The organism is Kitasatospora sp. NPDC056800, from assembly GCF_042789775.1.
In the GTDB taxonomy this organism is placed as follows: Bacteria; Actinomycetota; Actinomycetes; order Streptomycetales; family Streptomycetaceae; genus Kitasatospora.
Genome location: NZ_JBHUAL010000195.1, coordinates 1 through 18,330, shown reverse-complemented (window position 1 = coordinate 18,330; position 18,330 = coordinate 1). Strand labels below are relative to the sequence as shown.

Below are 18,330 nucleotides of genomic sequence, written 5' to 3'. Positions count from 1 at the left end.
GGGTCGTCGACCCCGCGGCCTCCGGCCACGTCCATCACCCGATCGGCGGTGGCTGTACCTCCACCGGCCCTACCGGCTCCGCGCGCGGGCGCCGGGCCGGTCCGGTCGCGTTCCAGTCGGCGTGGACCGGAATGAGACCGAGTCCCCAGCCGCCGGCCACGAGCAGCCCCAGTGCCGCACCGTCGGTCAGCTGTCCCCGGACCACCAGGAGCCACCAGGCGAGCCCGGCCGCCGAGGCCGCCAGCACCCACCGCACCGGATGCCGTACCCGGAGGAACAGCCGCGCCCGGGCCCGTATTCGGGCCATCGGGCGCGTCTGCGCGTCTGTTCGCACGACCGCCCTCCCTTCGCTCGCCCCGGGCAGGGGCGCCCGGGAGTCGAGGCCGGGATCAGGCGGCGACCACGTCCATCGCGGCGGCCTTGGGCGACATGTTCGCCCGGTCGGTGCCGGGGGCGGGCAGCGGAACCGGTTCGAGTACCGGCCTCAGCAGATCACCTTCGGAGAGGGTGGCCATCGCCGCAAGTTCAGCGAGCGACAGTTCGTCGCTGACCTCGCGCATAACCTCGGACATCCGGACGTCGAGTGCGTCGCAGATGGCGGAGAGCAGCTCCGAGGAGGCCTCCTTCTGTCCCCGCTCGACCTCGGAGAGGTATCCGAGCGAAACCCTGGCTGCCGCCGACACCTCGCGGAGTGTGCGGCCCTGGCGCTGGCGCTGCCGACGCAGTACATCGCCCAGTAGGCGACGAAGCAGGATCATCGGTGCCTCCCTCCTCGGACTGCGGATCGAGATGTCACGACCCCACCGTACCGCCTTGCCCGCTTCGCGTGCGGGGACCCTGGTCGTGTTCACTCTGGGCTGCAAGGCCGTCCCCCTCCTTGTTCCGGTGTCGCACCCGGGTTCGCGGGCCCCTCGTGGTACCCGTAGCGACCCACCCGGCCACCGTCACGCAACTCGTTCGCCACCTGGTTTCTGCCCAACCAGGGTGTTGGATGTAACACGATCCTCCCGCTGTCCCATACCCGCGCGCCCGCCCGGCGATCCCGGTCGGTGGAGGCCCTCCCCACGGGCCCCGGTCGCGCGAAACCGGCCGGCCGTACGAACCGGCCTACCGTGCGAACCGACCGACCAGCAGCTCCAGCGCGGCGGTCACCGCTTCGTGACGGATTGTGGCACGACCGCCCGACAGCAGGGGAGAACTGACCAGAGTTCCCCCCGGGCCGGCGACGGCCAGGTGTACGGTGCCCACCGGCTGCCCGTCCTGCGGGTCCGGCCCGGCCACCCCGGTCGTCGCGAGCCCGTACGTGGCCCCCAGCAGTGCGCGCACGCCCTCGGCCATCTGTCGGGCCACCACCGGGTGGACCGGCCCGTACACGTCCAGCAGGCCCTCGTCCACCCCGAGCACCGAGGCCTTCAGCTCGGTCGCGTACGCGGTGACCGAGCCCCGGAAGGTCGCGGACGCCCCGGGGACGTCCACCAGCGCGGCGGCCAGCAGCCCCCCGGTCAGCGACTCGGCGACGGCCAGCGTGCCGCCCTCGGCCCGCAGCGCGGCGTGCGCCCGCTCGGCCAGTGCGAAGTCCCGCGCCACCGCGTCCCGCACCGGCACGCCCCGCGCCGCCGCGCCGTGCTCCGCCACGTCCCGCTCCGACACCCGGTCCCCCCGTCGCTCAGCGGCCGGCCCGCGCCGCGGTCCGTCCCTCGCGGCGCAGGCGCAGCGCCTGCCCGATGTAGTCCAGCGCGGTGCCGACGGTCAGCAGCACCGCCAGCCCCATCAGCACCGCCCGCCCGGTGGCCAGCCAGCCGGTCAGGTCCAGTACGTACATGCCGACCGCGGTGCCCTGGGTCAGCGTCTTGAGCTTGCCGCCGCGGCTGGCCGGGATGACCCCGTAGCGGATCACCCAGAACCGCATCAGGGTGATGCCGAGCTCGCGGGCCAGGATCACCGCGGTGACCCACCAGGGCAGGTCGCCGAGCAGCGAGAGGCCGATCAGCGCCGAGCCCATGATCGCCTTGTCGGCGATCGGGTCGGCGATCTTCCCGAAGTCGGTGACCAGGCCCTTGCGCCGGGCCAGTTCACCGTCGAACAGGTCGGTGATCATCGCGATCGCGAACGAGGCCCAGGCGACCGAGCGCCACTTGGGGTCGTGCCCGCCGCCGGCGAACAGCAGCGCCACGAAGACCGGCACCAGCAGCACCCGGACCATCGTGAGCACGTTGGCGATGTTCCAGATCCCCGGGGTCGACGGCGCCGCGGCCACCGGTCTGCCCGGGTGGGCCGCGGCCGGGGCGCCGGGCCCCTTGGTCATTCCCCGGCTCCCGAGGCCTCGGCCCCCGACGTCCGGGGCAGTCGCACCTGCTCCAGCGCCTCGGCGATCAGGTCGACGCCCTCGCTGGCGACCACCTTGGCCCGCCAGAACTGGCCGACCGCGGGGGCCTCGACGCCCTCCAGGGTGGTCAGGCCGTCGGTCTCCGGCGCCTGGTGGGCGGAGCGGCCCTCGACCACGCCGTCCTCGATCGACTCGATCAGCACCTCGACCTCGGTGCCGATCCGCTGCTCGGCCCGCTGGGCGGTCATCTCCTCGGCCAGCCGGCTCAGCCGGTCCACCCGGTCGGCGATCACGTCGTCGGCGAGCTTGCCGTCGTAGGTCGCGGCCTCGGTGCCGTCCTCGTCCGAGTAGCCGAAGACGCCGATCGCGTCCAGCCCGGCGTGGGTGACGAAGCGCTCCAGCTCGGCGAAGTCCTCCTCGGTCTCACCGGGGAAGCCGACGATGAAGTTGGACCGGGCGCCGGCCTGCGGGGCCTTGCCGCGGATGGTGCCCAGCAGCTCCAGGAACTGGTCGGTGGAGCCGAAGCGGCGCATCCGGCGCAGCACGGCGGGCGCCGAGTGCTGGAAGGACAGGTCGAAGTAGGGCACCACGTCGGCGGTGCCGGTCATCGAGTCGACCAGGCCCGGGCGCATCTCGGCCGGCTGGAGGTAGGAGACCCGGACCCGCTCGACGCCCTCGATCGCGGAGATCTCGCCGAGCAGCGTCTCCAGCAGCCGGATGTCGCCGAGGTCCTTGCCGTACGAGGTGTTGTTCTCGCTCACCAGGACGATCTCGCGCACGCCCTGCCCGGCCAGCCACTGGGCCTCGTTGAGCACGTCGGAGGGGCGGCGGGAGATGAAGGAGCCGCGGAAGGCCGGGATGGCGCAGAAGGAGCAGCGCCGGTCGCAGCCGGAGGCGAGCTTGACGGAGGCGACCGGGCTGTCGTCCAGCCGCTTGCGCAGGGTGCGCGGGCCGGAGGCCGGGGCGAGGCCGTCGGGCAGGTCGGCGATGGGCTCGGCGGCGGCCTCGGTGCCGTGGCCGGGCAGGGCGACGGTCTCGGCGGCGCTCTGCCGCTCGGCGGGGCTGATCGGCAGCAGCTTGCGGCGGTCGCGCGGGAGGTGCGGGGCGTGGTGGCCGCCGGAGAGGATGGTCTGGAGGCGGTCGGAGATGTCCGCGTAGTCGTCGAAGCCGAGGACGCCGTCCGCCTCGGGGAGGGCGTCGGCGAGCTCCTTGCCGTACCGCTCGGCCATGCAGCCGACCGCGACGACGGCCTGGGTGCGGCCGTGCCCCTTGAGGTCGTTGGCCTCCAGCAGGGCGTCCACCGAGTCCTTCTTGGCGGCCTCGACGAAGCCGCAGGTGTTGACCACGGCGACATCCGCTTCGGAGGCGTCGTCGACCAGCGACCAGCCGTCGGCCTCCAGTCGCCCGGCGAGTTCCTCGGAGTCCACCTCGTTGCGGGCGCATCCGAGCGTGACAAGGGCGACAGTACGGCGTTCAGGCATAGGCCCAAGATTAACGCGCGGGCTCCGGTGCCGTTCGCCCCGGAGGCCGCGCGCCTCGGATCAGCTGATCATCAGCGGGCCGGACGGCCCCTGTGGTCAGCCCGCCTGCGGGTCTCCGGGGGTGTACGTGACGTGCACCACCTGGCCGTCCTTGCCCAGGAGGCCGAGGTCCTTCCCGTTGACGTACGCGTGCACGGCCCCGCCGTTGCCGAGCACCAGCTTGATCTGCTTGGGGTCGGTGAAGGTCTGGTCCTGGCCGTTGCCGATGTTGTTCTGGAACAGCGACTTGCCGTTGCCGTCCATCGCCGAGACCCAGCTGGTGCCCTCGGCGACCAGCTTCACGGTGACCTTGTCGGCCGGGACGGCGGCGATCGCGGCGGCGCTCGGCACGGGCGCCGGCGGCTGGACGGCGGGTGTGGCGGCGGGGGCCACCGAGCCGGTCCCGGAGCCGCTGGGCAGCGGCGCGCTGGCCGAGCCGGTGGTGCCGTGCCCGCCCTTGCCGCTGACCAGGTTGAAGCCGATCAGCGCGACCACGGCCACGATCGCGGCGACCATGGCGGCCGCCCAGTTCGGCCGGCCGCGCCGGGGCACCTTGATCGGGCCGCTGTCGATCAGCTGGGTCGCCGGGCGCCTGGCGGCGGGCGGACCGCCGTGCGCGGCGTCGTACCGGGCGACCAGCGCCTCGCCGTCCAGGCCGACCGCGCGGGCGATCAGCCGGATGTTCCCTCGGGCGTAGAAGTCGCCGCCGCAGCGGGCGAAGTCGTCCTCCTCGATGGCATGGACGATCGGCACCCGCACCCGGGTGGCGGTACTCACCTGGTCCACCGTGAGCCCCGCGTCGATCCGGGCGGTGGACAGCACCCGGCCGATGCTCGGGGCATCGGCCGCCTGCACCACGTCGTCGGTCGGCTCGACGGACGGCATGGCGTTCTCACGGTCGGAGGACTTGCCGATGGTCACGGGGCACGCCTTTCGAGCGGATGGCCACCTGCTGGGGAACAGTCTAGGGGCGCGGGCGGATCGTTTCTCAAGCGGAACGGGCCGAATGCGCGCGCCCGGTCCGACCGGGGTCCGGCACGGCGCTGACGAACCGTCAGCAGAGCCGTGCGGGGGGAGCCCGGCGGTCGCTTTCCGCCGTGTGACGCGGCGTACGGACGTTCGGTTCCCCACACGGCGCCTACCCTCCTCCGAACGAGTGACACCTCGGTCAGGACACGGGCCGCCGGCCCCAGGGGCCGACCGTCAACCCCGAAGGGTGATCAGCACCCCGTCCAGCTCCTCCGGCTTCACCAGCACGTCGCGGGCCTTGGAGCCCTCGCTCGGGCCGACGATCCCGCGCGACTCCATCAGGTCCATCAGCCGGCCCGCCTTGGCGAAGCCGACCCGGAGCTTGCGCTGGAGCATCGAGGTGGAGCCGAACTGGGTGGAGACCACCAGCTCGGCCGCCTGGACCAGCAGGTCCAGGTCGTCGCCGATCTCCTCGTCGATCTCCTTCTTCGGCCCGGCCCCGACCATCACGTCGTCCCGGTAGACGGCGCTCAGCTGGTCCTTGCAGTGCTCCACCACCCTGGCGATCTCCGCCTCGGTGACGAACGCGCCCTGCATCCGGATCGGCTTGCTCGCGCCCATCGGCAGGAAGAGCGCGTCGCCCTTGCCGATCAGCTTCTCCGCGCCGGGCTGGTCCAGGATGACCCGGGAGTCGGCCATCGCGGAGGTCGCGAAGGCCAGCCGGGACGGCACGTTGGCCTTGATCAGGCCGGTGACCACGTCCACCGAGGGCCGCTGGGTGGCGAGCACCAGGTGGATGCCGGCCGCGCGGGCCAGCTGGGTGATCCGGACCACCGAGTCCTCGACGTCGCGCGGGGCGACCATCATCAGGTCGGCCAGCTCGTCGACGATCACCAGCAGGTACGGGTACGGCCTCAGCTCGCGCTCGCTGCCGAGCGGCGGGGTGACCTTGCCGGCCTTCACGGCGGCGTTGAAGTCGTCCACGTGCCGGAAGCCGAACGCCGCGAGGTCGTCGTAGCGCATGTCCATCTCGCGCACCACCCACTGGAGGGCCTCGGCGGCCTTCTTGGGGTTGGTGATGATCGGCGTGATCAGGTGCGGGATGCCCTCGTACGCGGTCAGCTCGACCCGCTTGGGGTCGACCAGCACCATCCGCACCTCGTCGGGGGTGGCCCGGGCGAGGATCGAGGTGATCAGGCAGTTGATGCAGGAGGACTTTCCGGCGCCGGTCGCGCCGGCCACCAGGATGTGCGGCATCTTGGCGAGGTTGGCCATCACGGTGTGGCCCTCGACGTCCTTGCCCATGCCGACGACCATCGGGTGCGTGTCCTCGGCGGCCGTGCGCGAGCGCAGCAGGTCGCCGAGGTTGACCATCTCGCGGTCCCGGTTGGGGATCTCGATGCCGACCGCGGACTTGCCCGGGATCGGGCTGATGATCCGCACGTCCGGGCTGGCCACCGCGTACGCGATGTTCTTGGCGAGCGCGGTGATCCGCTCCACCTTGACGGCCGGGCCGAGCTCGACCTCGTAGCGGGTGACCGTCGGGCCCCGGGTGAAGCCGGTGACCTTGGCGTCCACCTTGAACTCGGCGAAGGTGCCGGTGAGCTGGGCGACCACCTCGTCGTTGAGGGCGCTGCGGGCCTTGGCCGGGCCGCCGCGCTCCAGCAGGTCGAGCGAGGGCAGCGCGTAGGTGACGCCCTCGCCGAGCTGGAGCTGCTCCATCCGCACCGGCGCCGCGCCGTGCTCCTCGGGCGCGCCCGGCCCGCCGCTGCGGGCGGCCGGGACGGCGGCCTCCTCCGGCGGGGCGGTGCGGTCCTGCACTTGGTGCATCATGTCCGCCACCGCGGAGGAGGCGGGCACGCCGTAGACCAGCGCGCCGTCCAGGTCGGCGGCCGCGCCGGCGGCGAGGTCGCGGGTGGCGTACGGGTCCAGCGGCTCCTTGTCGAGGGAGATCCGCTCGGCGTCCTCCGGCTCGTCGGTCTGCTTGCGCCGACGGCGGCGCCGGCGGGCGGCCACCTCGTCCGAGGGGTCGTCACTGCCGGTGTCCACGGTGAACGGCAGGGCGTCGGGGTCGGCGTCCTCCGGCGGGTCGGTGGACAGCTCACGCTCCGGCGTGCGCCCCCAGAGCTGCTCGTCCTCGGGCCCGGGCTCGACCACGCCGAGCCGTATGCCGACCCCGCGCACCCGGTCGCCGATCCGGTTGATCGGGGTGGCGGTGACCACCAGCAGGCCGAAGAAGGCCAGCAGCAGGAGCAGCGGCACGGCGAGCGCCGGTCCGGCGGCGGCCATCATCGGGGTGGAGACGGCCCAGCCGATGATCCCGCCGGCCGCCCGTATCCGGGACGCGCCGCTGCCCATCATGGGCGCGCCGCAGCCGATGTGGACCAGGCCGAGGACGCCGACCAGCAGCGCGCTCAGCCCGATCATGATCCGGCCGTTGGCCTCCGGCAGCTCCGGGTGGCGCCAGAGCCGGATCGCCATCGCGGCCAGCAGGAACGGCACCAGCACGTCGAGCCGGCCGAACAACCCGGAGACCACGGCGGTGGCCCCCTCGCCCAGCCAGCCCTGCGGGCTGAACCAGGTGCCGGCCGCGGTCACCAGCGCGAGCCCGAACAGCAGCAGGCCCACGCCGTCCTTGCGGTGGGCCGGATGCAGGTTCTTGGCCCCGTCGCCGAAGCCCCGGAAGATCGCGCCGATCGGGCTGCCCAGGGCGTTGAGCGTGCCCATCAGCACCGACCTGGACGGCTTCGGCGGGGGCGGGGCCTGCTTGGCCGCGGCCTTCTTCGCGGGGGCCGCCTTCTTCGCCGCCGCCTTCTTCGCGGGCGGCTTGCCCGGGGCCTTCGCCGCGGCCTTCCTGGACGCTCCCGGACTCGTCTTACGTGCTGCGTTCCCGGGCGTGCGAGTGGCCATGGGTCAGCAGCCTACCGGGGCGGGCGACCAGTGCACATGTGCCCGAGCCCGGGCGCCCGGACGTGTCGCAGACACACCGTCACCCTGACCGGGATTCACCCGGTCGCAGCACACCGGACCACCCGGACGGGTGAACGCCGACCGCGGGTCAGGAACTGCCCGGACGCATCGCGTCCAGGGCCCGGCGCAGCCCCGCGAGCTTGCGCTCCAGGTGCGCGGCGGTGGCGGCCACCCCGGCGTCCTCGCCCCCGTCCAGCTGCTTGCCGAGCGCCTCCGCCTGCTCCTCGACCGCCGCCAGCCGCGCGGACAGCTCGCCCAGCAGCGCCCCGCCGAGGGCCTGCTCGCCGCCGCCCTCCTCCAGTTGCAGGCGCAGCAGCGCCGCCTGCTCCTTCAGCTGGCAGTTCTTCGCGTACAGGTCGACGAAGACGGAGACCTTGGCGCGCAGCACCCACGGGTCGAAGGGCTTGGAGATGTAGTCCACCGCGCCGGCCGCGTAGCCGCGGAAGGTGTGGTGCGGACCGTGGTTGATCGCGGTCAGGAAGATGATCGGGATGTCCCGGGTGCGCTCCCGGCGCTTGATGTGGGCGGCCGTCTCGAAGCCGTCCATCCCCGGCATCTGCACGTCCAGCAGGATCACCGCGAAGTCGTCGGTGAGCAGCGCCTTGAGCGCCTCCTCACCGGAGGCCGCGCGCACCAGCGTCTGGTCCAGCGCCGAGAGGATCGCCTCCAGCGCCAGCAGGTTCTCCGGTCGGTCGTCGACCAGGAGGATCTTGGCCTTCTGCATCAGGGCTCGCCCTCCTGTCGCCTGCCTGCCGCCCGGTGCAGGCACCCGCGTACTGCCCACCGCTACCCCGGTCATGCTAGCCGCACCCCCTCGCCCGGCACCTCGCCCCGTCGTGACCCGATCCGGGGCGGCGCGCAGTCAGTGCTCCGGCGCACGCTCACCAGCGTGTTGCCGTCCGGTCACTGTTCGCAACGATCGGTGACCCTACCGGGTTCCCGGGCCCGACCGCCAGCAAACCGGCCGACCGACCGGCGTGAACCCCGGGGCCCGGGCCGGGGTTCACGCCTCCCCCGGGTCACGCCCGGTCGCCGCTCAACCACTCGTGCATGACCGACAGCAGGTGGTCGGTCTCCACCGGCTTGGTGATGTGGTCGGTGGCGCCCGCCTGCAGCGACTTCTCCCGGTCGCCCTTCATCGCCTTGGCGGTCAGCGCGATGATCGGCAGGCCGGCGAACTGGGGCATCCGGCGGATCGCCTCGGTGGTCGCGTAGCCGTCCATCTCCGGCATCATGATGTCCATCAGGACCAGCGCCACGCTCTCGTGCTGCTCCAGCATCTCGATGCCCTCGCGGCCGTTCTCCGCGTACAGGACGGTCAGGCCGTGCTGCTCCAGCACGCTGGTGAGGGCGAACACGTTGCGGACGTCGTCGTCCACGATCAGCACCTGCTGGCCGTCGAAGCGGCGGCCGCCGCCGACCGGGCGGGGCGGTACGGGCTCCACCGTCCGCGGGCCGGCGGCGCTCTCCAGGGCGGCGCTGCGCCGGCGCTCCACCGCGCCGCGGCGGCGCTCCTCGGCCAGCTCACGGACCTCCTGGGCCCAGTGGTCGGCCGGGTTCTCGCCGACCGGCACCGGCAGGCCCACCGGGGTCACCCCGACCGAGGCCCGCGGCGCCAGGCTGCCCGGAGCGCCCTGGCGCGGGTCGCCGACGGGCTCCGGGGCCTCGGTGCGCAGCGGCAGGTAGAGCGTGAAGGTCGAGCCCTTGCCCAGCTCGCTCTCGGCGTGGATCTCGCCGCCGAGCAGCCGGGCGATCTCCCGGCTGATGGACAGGCCGAGGCCGGTGCCGCCGTACTTGCGGCTGGTGGTGCCGTCGGCCTGCTTGAACGCCTCGAAGATCTCCCGCAGCTTGTTGTCGGGGATCCCGATGCCGGTGTCGGAGACCGAGAAGGCGATCAGCTCGTCGTCCGGGCCCTGGATCGAGCCGGACTCCAGCAGCCGCTCGCGCACGTGCTGCGGGACCTCCCGGCCGGCCTGGCGGATCGAGAAGTCGACGGCTCCGGCGTCGGTGAACTTCACCGCGTTGGAGATCAGGTTGCGCAGCACCTGCTGGAGCCGCTGCTCGTCGGTGTGCAGGGTGACCGGCAGGGCGGGCGAGACCCGGACGGCGAAGTCCAGGTTCTTGTCCAGCGCGACCGGCTGGAAGGTGGCCTCGACGTAGTCGACCAGCTGGACCAGGGCGATCCGGGCCGGGCGGACGTCCATCTTCCCGGCCTCGACCTTGGACAGGTCGAGGATGTCGTTGATCAGCTGGAGCAGGTCGGAGCCCGCGCCGTGGATGGTGTCGGCGAACTCGACCTGCTTGGGCGAGAGGTTGCCCTCGTTGTTGTCGGAGAGCAGCTTGGCCAGGATCAGCAGCGAGTTGAGCGGGGTGCGCAGCTCGTGCGACATGTTGGCGAGGAACTCGCTCTTGTACCGGGAGGCCAGGGCGAGCTGCTCGGCGCGCTCCTCCAGGACCTGCCGGGCCTCCTCGATCTCGCCGTTCTTGATCTCGATGTCGCGGTTCTGCTGGGCGAGTTGCTCGGCCTTCTCCTGCAACTCCTCGTTGGTGCGCTCCAGTTCCTCCTGGCGGGCCTCCAACTCGGCGGACCGCATCGAGAGTTCGGCGGTCAGTCGCTGGGACTCCAGCAGCAGGCCCTCGGTCTTGGTGTTGACGCTGATGGTGTTGACGGTGACGCCGATCAGGTCGGCGATCTGGTTCAGGAAGTCCAGCGCGACGGTGGTGAAGGAGCTGAAGGTGGCCAGCTCGATCACGCCCAGCAGCCGACCCTCGAACAGCACCGGCAGCACCACGATGTGGGCCGGGGAGGCCTCGCCGAGGCCGGAGGCGATCTTCAGGTACCCGGGCGGCGCCTCCTTGAGGATGATCGCCCGCTTCTCCACCGCGGCCTGGCCGATCAGCGACTCGCCGGGCCGGAAGGTGGTCGGCATCGCCCGCCGCTGGTAGCCGTAGCTGCCGATCAGGCGCAGCACGGTGTCGTTCTCGTCGTCGTCCTCGGTGATCAGCTCGGCGGTGCGGCCGGCCGGCTGGGCGAGGAAGAAGGCGCCGTGCTGGGCCGAGACCACCGGGGTCAGCTCGGTCATGATCAGCGAGGCGACGGCCTCCAGGTCCCGGCGGCCCTGGAGCAGGCCGGAGATCCGGGCCAGGTTGGTCTTGAGCCAGTCCTGCTCCTGGTTGGTGCGGGTGGTCTCGCGCAGGTTGGCGATCATCTGGTTGATGTTGTCCTTGAGCTCGTCGAGCTCGCCCGCGGCGTCCACGTCGATCCGCAGGCTCAGGTCGCCCCTGGTGACCGCGGTGGCGACCTGGGCGATCGCGCGCACCTGCCGGGTCAGGTTGTTGGCCAGCTCGTTCACCGACTCGGTGAGGTCCTGCCAGGTGCCGTCCACGCCGGGTACCCGGGCCTGGCCGCCGAGCCGTCCGTCGGTGCCCACCTCGCGGGCGACCCGGGTGACCTCGTCGGCGAACGCGGAGAGCTGGTCGACCATGGTGTTGATGCTGGTCTTGAGCTGGAGGATCTCGCCGCGCGCGTCGACGTCGATCTTCTGCGAGAGGTCGCCGCGGGCCACCGCGGTGATCACCAGCGCGATGTTCCGCACCTGGCCGGTGAGGTTGTTGGCCATCAGGTTGACGTTGTCGGTCAGGTCCTTCCAGATGCCGGCCACGCCGGGCACGCTGGCCTGGCCGCCCAGGGTGCCGTCGGTGCCCACCTCGCGGGCCACCCGGGTGACCTCCACCGCGAAGGAGGACAGCTGGTCGACCATGGTGTTGAGGGTCGCGGCGAGCGCCGCCACCTCGCCCTGCGCGTCGATCGCGATCTTCTTGGACAGGTCGCCGCGGGCCACCGCACCGGCGACCTCGGCGATGTTGCGCACCTGTCCGGTCAGGTTCGACGCCATGAAGTTGACGTTGTCGGTCAGGTCCTTCCAGATGCCCGACACCCCGCGCACCCGGGCCTGGCCGCCCAGGATGCCCTCGGTGCCCACCTCGCGGGCCACCCTGGTCACCTCGTCGGCGAACGCCGACAGCTGGTCGACCATGGTGTTGACGGTCGTCACCAGCTCCAGGATCTCGCCCCGGGCGTCGACGGTGATCTTCTTGGAGACGTCGCCGCGCGCCACCGCCGTGGTCACCTCGGCGATGTTCCGGACCTGGCTGGTCAGGTTGTTGGCCATCAGGTTGACGGAGTTGGTCAGGTCCTTCCAGATGCCGGCCACGCCGGGCACGCTGGCCTGGCCGCCGAGGATGCCCTCGGTGCCGACGTCCCGGGCGACCCGGGTGACCTCGTCCGCGAAGGCGCCCAGCTGGTCCACCATCGTGTTGATGGTGTTCTTCAGCTCCAGGATCTCCCCGCGCGCGTCCACCTGGATCTTCTGCGACAGGTCGCCCTTGGCGACCGCGGTCGTCACCTGGGCGATGTTGCGCACCTGATCGGTGAGGTTGTTCGCCATGAAGTTGACGTTGTCGGTCAGGTCCCGCCAGACCCCGGCCGCCCCGGGCACCTGGGCCTGCCCGCCGAGCCGCCCCTCGGTGCCCACCTGGCGGGCCACCCTGGTCACCTGCTCGGCGAAGCCGGAGAGCTGGTCGACCATCGTGTTGATGGTGTTCTTCAGCTCCAGCATCTCGCCGCGCGCGTCCACCTCGATCTTCTGCGAGAGGTCCCCGCGCGCCACCGCCGTGGTCACCTGGGCGATGTTGCGGACCTGGCCGGTCAGGTTGTCGGCCATGAAGTTCACCGAGTCGGTCAGGTCCCGCCAGACCCCGGCCACGCCCGGCACCTGGGCCTGACCGCCGAGCCGGCCCTCCGTCCCCACGTCCCTGGCCACCCCGGTGACCTGCGCGGCGAACCCGTTCAGCTGGTCCACCATCGTGTTGACGGTGTTCTTCAGCTCCAGCATCTCGCCGGCCACCTCGACGGTGACCTTGCGGGACAGGTCGCCCTTGGCGACCGCCGTGGTCACCTGGGCGATGTTGCGGACCTGGGCGGTCAGCCGGCCCGCCATGGTGTTGACCGAGTCCGCCAGGTCCTTCCAGCTCCCGGACACGCTGCGGACCTTGGCCTGGCCGCCGAGCTTGCCCTCGGTACCGACCTCGCGGGCCACCCGGGTCACCTCGTCGGTGAACTCGGAGAGCTGGTCCACCAGCCCGTTGACGGTCCGCCCGATCTTCAGGTACTCGCCGCGCAGCGGGTGGCTCACCCCGTTGCTGTGCAGCGAGCGCAGCTCCATCTTCTGGTCCAGGTCGCCCTCGGCGATCGAGGTGAGCACCCGGCCCACGTCGGCCATCGGGCGGGCCAGGTCGTCGATCAGCGCGTTGCAGTTGTCGACCGCCGCCATCCAGGCGCCCTCGCCCGCGCCGGTCTCCAGCCGCTCGTTCAGCCGGCCCTCGCGGCCCACCGCCCGACGGACCCGCGCCAGCTCACCGGTCAGGTGCTGGTTGCGCTCGGCGACCTCGTTGAAGACCGCGGCGATCTCGGCCAGCGGCCCGTCCCCGGGGACGGTCAGCCGGCGGCGGAAGTTGCCGTCCCGCATCGCGGTCAGCGCCGACAGCAGCTTGCGCAGCTCGGCGGGCTCCGCGCCACGGTTGTGACTCACCCGCCGACCGGCCGCGTTCCGCGGCGCGGCCCCGGGGCGCCCACCGCGCGGGGCGGGCGGCGTCGTTCCGGTTGCGTCCTTGGTGGCCGAACTCAACGGGCCCCTCCCACATCGTGAACTGTCCGGTGACCGACCCGTGCCGGTGCGGCACGCACCCGGGCACCGGCCCGGTCGGGCTGCGTACCGGCGGCCCGCGGCGCGCCGGCACCCCGACGACCGTACTGCTCCCACCGGCCGTCGCGGACCCCCCAGTCTGGCAGCACCGGCACCGGGTGAAGGGCCGGTTGCGCTCGGTTCGTACCGCACCGTCCGAAACAGGTGGGCAGAATCACCCTCTGGTGCCAGTTTCGACTCCCCGCCCCCACGGGGAACCAAGCGGAAAGTAGGGTGGAGCGCTGCACCGGGCCACGGCCCGACCCAGCGCCGCCGCTCACCCCGACGGCGCGCACGGGGAGTCGGCGCCGCGCCCCCGGACAGCCAGGGCAAGAGCAGCAGAGGAGAAGTGGCAACGTGGTCACCGCGCGCGCAGCCGCCACCTTCGACCCCGACGGCCGGTCCGCGGCCGCCGCACGGGGCTTCGTCCGGGACGCGCTGCTCGGCTGGGGGCTGCCCGAGGTCGTCGACGACGCGGTCGTGCTGGTCAGCGAGCTCGTCACCAACGCCGTCGTGCACGCCGGCACCGCCGCCGAGGTCTGCTGCCTGCGCGAGGAGGAGAGCGTCCGGATCGAGGTCACCGACCACCACCCCGAGCGCGGCCTGCCCTCGCTCGGCGACGGTCCGGTCGTCGACTCCGACCGCTACGCCGACCCGGACGGCGAGGGCGGCCGCGGCCTGCTGATGTGCTCCGCCCTCGCCGAACGGTGGGGCGTCGAGTACGCGGCCGGCCGCAAGACCGTCTGGTTCCGCCTCGCCCTGCCCGTACACGTGTCCGGCACCCGCTACGCCGTTCCCGCGACCCCCGGCAGCGACCTGCCCAGCGGCCCGGGCCCGGTGCACGTCGCCGTCGTCCAGCTCGACGAGGACGGCCGGGTGCTGGCCTGGAACCCGGACGCCGAGGCGCTCTTCCAGCACCCCGCCGCCGCCGTCCTCGGCCGCCCCTGGGCCGACCTCGCGGTCTGGCCGCAGGCCCCCGCCCGCGGCCTCGGCCTGACCGACACCCTGCGGATGGCCCGCTGGGAGGGCGGCTACGGCGTCCGCCGCCAGGACGGCCGCGAGGTCGAGGTGTACGGCGTCCAGGTCCGGCTGCGGGACACCGAGGGCGTCCCCTCCACCCTCTGCCTGCTCGTCCTCGAACCCGACCGCGCGGTGCTGCGCTCCCCCGCCCGCGCCCTGCCCGGCGAGCGCCCCGACCCGGCCGGCCCCCGGCTCGACCTGCTGGCCGGCCCGGTCGCCACCGACGACCTCGACACCCTGCTGCAGCGCACCGTCGAACGCGCCCGCGACCTGCTCGACGGCGACGCCGCGTACCTGCTGCTCACCACCGACGACGAGGCCGAGTTCGAGGTCCGCGCCGCCACCGGACTCACCTCCGGGCACCGCCGGCACGCCCGCTTCCCGGTCGGCACCGGCAACCGCTACGACTCCGCCCGGCTGCCCTCCGTCCACGAGGACCTCGCCACCCGGCCCACCGGCCTGCCGCTGCTCTCCGACAGCGGCATGCGCTCCCTGATCACCGTCCCGCTCAAGGTCGAGGGCCGGCTGATCGGCTCGCTCGGCATCGCCGCCGCCGTGCCCGGCCGCTACGACAACGAGGACGCGCTGCGCCTCCAGTTCGCCGCCGACCGGGTCGCCCTCGCCGTCGAGAGCACCCGGCTGACCGAGCTCGAACAGCTGCGCCGCGGCTCGCTCTCCTTCCTGGTCGAGGCCTCCGACCTGCTGGCCGGCACCCTCGAACACGAGCAGACCCTCGCGCTGATGGCCCAGATGGCCGTCCCCACCCTCGCCTCCTGGTGCGCCGTCTACACCACCGCCGACCACGCCTCCCCGGCCCGGCTCGCCTTCGTCCTGCACGAGGACGAGGACCGCATCGACCCGCTGCGCGCCCTGCTCGACAAGACCCCCGTCCCGGAGGCCGGCCCCTCGCACGGCGTCCGGTTCTGGACGGCCCCCGCCGAGACCGCCGAGGCCGGCGGCCTCACCGACGGCCCGGACCTGGCCGGCCTGCTCGGCGAGACCGTCGTCCTCGCGCTGACCGCCCGCAACCGCGTCATCGGCCTGCTGGTGCTCGGCGTCCCGGCCGGCGTCCGGTTCCGCCAGGAGATCCTCGAACTCGCCGAGGACCTCTCCCGCCGGGCCGCCCTCGCCCTGGACAACTCCCGCCTCTACTCCGAGCGCACCGCCACCAGCCAGGCCCTCCAGCGCAGCCTGCTCCCGCCGGACCTCCCGGAGATCCCCGGCGTCGAGGTGGACGTCTACTACCAGGCGGCCGGCGAGGGCAACGAGGTCGGCGGCGACTTCTACGACCTGTTCACCATCCGCGAGGGCACCTACGGCTTCGCCATCGGCGACGTCTGCGGCACCGGCCCCGAGGCCGCCTCGGTCACCGGCCTGGCCCGGCACTCACTGCGGCTGCTCGCCCGCGAGGGCCTGGACGCCCCGCAGGTGCTGCGCCGGCTCAACGCGGCCATCCTGGACGAGGGTTCGCGCAGCCGCTTCCTCACCCTGCTCTACGGCGAGCTGACGCCCCTTCCGGACGGCAGCACCGAGCTCTCCCTGGTCTGCGCCGGCCATCCGCTGCCGCTGCGACTGCGCACCGACGGCCAGGTCGACCGCGCCGCCACCCCGCAGCCGCTGCTCGGCGTCATGGACGACCTCGACCTCACCGCCGAGCGCCTGGTGCTCGCGCCCGGCGAGGTCCTGCTCTGCGTCACCGACGGGGTCACCGAACGCCGCGAGGGCCGGCGGATGCTGGGCGACGACGGCCTCGCCGAGGTGCTCACCGGCTGTACCGGGCTGACGGCCGGAGCGGTCGCGGCTCGGGTGCAGCGCGCGGTCGAGCGCTTCGCCCCGGAGCCGCCGTCCGACGACATGGCGATCCTGACCCTGCGGGTGCCCACCCGGCGTCAGGTGTGAGTGGTCATCCGCTGACGCAGTCACAAATTGTTATATTCACAATGGTACAAGCGCCTTCGGTCGGGTAGACCGATCCCACCGGGGAATCCCCCGGCCGGGACGTGACCGGCGGCTCTCCGCCGGCCCACCACGTCCGCAGGCCCATCACCTTCGACCGCAGCCGCGCACGCTCACAGCCGTGCGCCCTCGGCGCGGTCGCGCGCGGCCCTCATCCCCACTCCTTCTCTCCACCTCTGCACTCCTCTCCGCACTCATCCGGACGACACCACAGCGTCACTGCGCCCTGCGCGCGCCCAGAGTGAAAGGAGCCTCCGGTGAGCAACGAAGCTACCGGGGCAACGAACGCCCGCTCCACCGGAGCCGACGCGGGTAACCTCGGCTACCTCGCGCTCGGTCTCACACTGCTCGCCTACGGCCTGCTCTCCACCGGCGTCCTGCACGGCGCCGGAGTCGGGAACGCGGCCGACCTCGCCCTCCTCCTCGGCGGCGTCACCCTCTTCATCGCGGGCCTCTGGCAGCTCCGCGGCGGCGAGGGCTTCACCGGAACCGCCTTCACCAGCCTCGGCGCCTTCTGGGCGGCCTGGTCCGCGGCCGGCGGAGCCGGCAAGAACGCCGCCGGCCTCTTCCTGCTGCTGTGGGCCCTGCTCGGCCTCACCCTGACCGCCGCGAGCTGGGGCGCCGGCCTGCTCGGCCGCGCCGTCTACGGCCTGCTGACGGTCTCCCTGGTGCTCTCCGCCGTCGCCAGCTTCGGCGGCTACAGCGGCCTGGCCAAGACCGGCGGCTGGATCGCGGCCGCTTCCGGGCTCGCCGCCTGGTACCGGGCCACCTCCGCACTGAGCAACGGCTCCTGGGGAAAGCTCGCCCTGCCGGTCAAGTGACCGTCGGTTCAGCCCACCTGCTCCAGCCGCTCCTCGGCGGCGCTGAGGGGCCGGACCTCCGTCCCGGCGGAGGCCCGGCCCCGGCGCCGTGCCGCCACCGCCAGCACGGCGTAGGCCAGAAGCAGGATCGCCACCGCCACGATGCCGTCCAGCCAGAAGTGGTTGGCCGTCACCACGACCACGGCCACCGTCAGCACCGGGTGCAGCACCATCACCCATCGCAGCGAACTGCGCGACACCCGGATCACCGCGACCGCCGCCAGCACGCACCAGGCGACGTGCACCGAGGGCATCGCCGACAGCTGGTCGGCCACCAGCACACCGCCGACCGCGCCGCCGTACACCGACTGCCCGTACTGGGCGGCCACGTCGACGAAGCCGCTCTCCGGGAGCATCCGCGGCGGCGCCACCGGGATGAACTGCACCAGCAGACAGACCGCGGTCGTGATCACCACCGTGTTGCGCACCCACGCGTAGCGCTCGCGGTGCCGCACGAACACCCAGAGCAGGACGCCGAGCATCACGGCGAAGTGCATGGCCGCGTAGTAGTAGTTCGCCAGCCTCACCAGCACCGGGTACGGCGTGACCGCCTTCTGCCAGGAGGCCTCGTCCGGCAGTCCGATCACCTGCTCGGTGTGGTGGATCCAGCTCGCGCGGTCCAGCGCGTGGTCCGTACTCATCACCGAGAGGTGCCCGACCAGCTGCCAGAGGGCGAACAGCGCCAGCAGCGTGCCGGCCTCCCGCAACAGCGCGGACAGCGCCGGCTTCCGGCCCTTCGCCGCGGCGTACGCGCCCGCGTAGAGGCCGACGGAGACGGCCCCGGCGGACTGCCAGGTCAGGGTCAGGTTCTGCATTGGCAGAGGGTAACGCAAAAAGCCCCTTCCCGGATGGGAAGGGGCTTTTCGGAATAATTGTTCGGCGGCGTCCTACTCTCCCACAGGGTCCCCCCTGCAGTACCATCGGCGCTGTAAGGCTTAGCTTCCGGGTTCGGAATGTAACCGGGC

12 protein-coding genes and 1 rRNA gene are annotated in these 18,330 nt (G+C 72.7%); 2 read left to right on the top strand and 11 right to left on the bottom strand.

The genetic code is table 11. The features are described 5' to 3' along the window. Positions 1 to 34 precede the first annotated feature (34 nt). The 9 genes from ACFRQN_RS32245 to ACFRQN_RS32205 form a co-directional block, all read right to left on the bottom strand. Positions 35 to 334, bottom strand: coding sequence for a hypothetical protein (locus tag ACFRQN_RS32245; protein ID WP_380743874.1), 300 nt, complete (start codon positions 332 to 334; stop codon positions 35 to 37). A gap of 55 nt (positions 335 to 389) precedes the next feature. Beyond that, a complete protein-coding gene (locus ACFRQN_RS32240) occupies positions 390 to 758 on the bottom strand; it encodes a helix-turn-helix domain-containing protein (RefSeq protein WP_049660741.1) in 369 nt (122 codons plus the stop codon). 349 nt (positions 759 to 1,107) lie between these two features. Beyond that, positions 1,108 to 1,599, bottom strand: a complete 492-nt coding sequence (locus ACFRQN_RS32235; RefSeq protein WP_380743878.1) for a CinA family protein — start codon at positions 1,597 to 1,599, stop codon at positions 1,108 to 1,110. 67 nt (positions 1,600 to 1,666) lie between these two features. Next, positions 1,667 to 2,305, bottom strand: a complete 639-nt coding sequence (gene pgsA, locus ACFRQN_RS32230) for a CDP-diacylglycerol--glycerol-3-phosphate 3-phosphatidyltransferase (protein WP_049660306.1) — start codon at positions 2,303 to 2,305, stop codon at positions 1,667 to 1,669. After that, entirely contained in the window at positions 2,302 to 3,807 is a 1,506-nt protein-coding gene (gene rimO, locus ACFRQN_RS32225; RefSeq protein WP_049660304.1) for a 30S ribosomal protein S12 methylthiotransferase RimO, read from the bottom strand. The genes pgsA and rimO overlap by 4 nt, the downstream gene beginning before the upstream one ends. Before the next feature lie 96 nt (positions 3,808 to 3,903). Further along, positions 3,904 to 4,767, bottom strand: coding sequence for a helix-turn-helix domain-containing protein (locus ACFRQN_RS32220; RefSeq protein WP_375877275.1), 864 nt, complete (start codon positions 4,765 to 4,767; stop codon positions 3,904 to 3,906). Positions 4,768 to 5,049: 282 nt separating this feature from the next. Beyond that, entirely contained in the window at positions 5,050 to 7,725 is a 2,676-nt protein-coding gene (locus ACFRQN_RS32215) for a DNA translocase FtsK (protein ID WP_117489687.1), read from the bottom strand. A 148-nt stretch (positions 7,726 to 7,873) separates the two neighbouring features. Further along, positions 7,874 to 8,512, bottom strand: a complete 639-nt coding sequence (locus tag ACFRQN_RS32210) for a response regulator (RefSeq protein WP_049659044.1) — start codon at positions 8,510 to 8,512, stop codon at positions 7,874 to 7,876. A 292-nt stretch (positions 8,513 to 8,804) separates the two neighbouring features. Further along, positions 8,805 to 13,313: a HAMP domain-containing protein gene (locus tag ACFRQN_RS32205; protein WP_380743876.1), complete on the bottom strand. Its 4,509-nt coding sequence runs from the start codon at positions 13,311 to 13,313 to the stop codon at positions 8,805 to 8,807. 573 nt (positions 13,314 to 13,886) lie between these two features. On the opposite strand from ACFRQN_RS32205, the gene ACFRQN_RS32200 reads away from it, so the two are divergent. Continuing rightward, positions 13,887 to 16,448 carry a SpoIIE family protein phosphatase gene (locus ACFRQN_RS32200; RefSeq protein ID WP_380743871.1) on the top strand — a complete coding sequence of 854 codons (2,562 nt, stop codon included), beginning with the start codon at positions 13,887 to 13,889 and terminating at the stop codon, positions 16,446 to 16,448. A gap of 314 nt (positions 16,449 to 16,762) precedes the next feature. Then, positions 16,763 to 17,326, top strand: coding sequence for a GPR1/FUN34/YaaH family transporter (locus ACFRQN_RS32195; RefSeq protein WP_380743869.1), 564 nt, complete (start codon positions 16,763 to 16,765; stop codon positions 17,324 to 17,326). Positions 17,327 to 17,334: 8 nt separating this feature from the next. On the opposite strand, the gene ACFRQN_RS32190 is transcribed toward ACFRQN_RS32195, so the two are convergent. Beyond that, the gene (locus ACFRQN_RS32190) at positions 17,335 to 18,180 is read right to left on the bottom strand and encodes a phosphatase PAP2 family protein (protein WP_079272802.1); all 846 of its coding nucleotides are present in this window, start codon (positions 18,178 to 18,180) and stop codon (positions 17,335 to 17,337) included. Between the two features lie 59 nt (positions 18,181 to 18,239). Further along, positions 18,240 to 18,330, bottom strand: a 5S ribosomal RNA gene (gene rrf, locus ACFRQN_RS32185); the annotation flags it as partial.

Coding starts and splice junctions, on each gene's coding strand:
- ACFRQN_RS32215 (WP_117489687.1), bottom strand. CDS start 7,725: ATGGCCACTCGCACGCCCGGGAACGCAGCACGTAAGACGAGTCCGGGA.
- ACFRQN_RS32240 (WP_049660741.1), bottom strand. CDS start 758: ATGATCCTGCTTCGTCGCCTACTGGGCGATGTACTGCGTCGGCAGCGC.
- ACFRQN_RS32205 (WP_380743876.1), bottom strand. CDS start 13,313: ATGCGGGACGGCAACTTCCGCCGCCGGCTGACCGTCCCCGGGGACGGG.
- ACFRQN_RS32190 (WP_079272802.1), bottom strand. CDS start 18,180: ATGCAGAACCTGACCCTGACCTGGCAGTCCGCCGGGGCCGTCTCCGTC.
- pgsA (WP_049660306.1), bottom strand. CDS start 2,305: ATGACCAAGGGGCCCGGCGCCCCGGCCGCGGCCCACCCGGGCAGACCG.
- rimO (WP_049660304.1), bottom strand. CDS start 3,807: ATGCCTGAACGCCGTACTGTCGCCCTTGTCACGCTCGGATGCGCCCGC.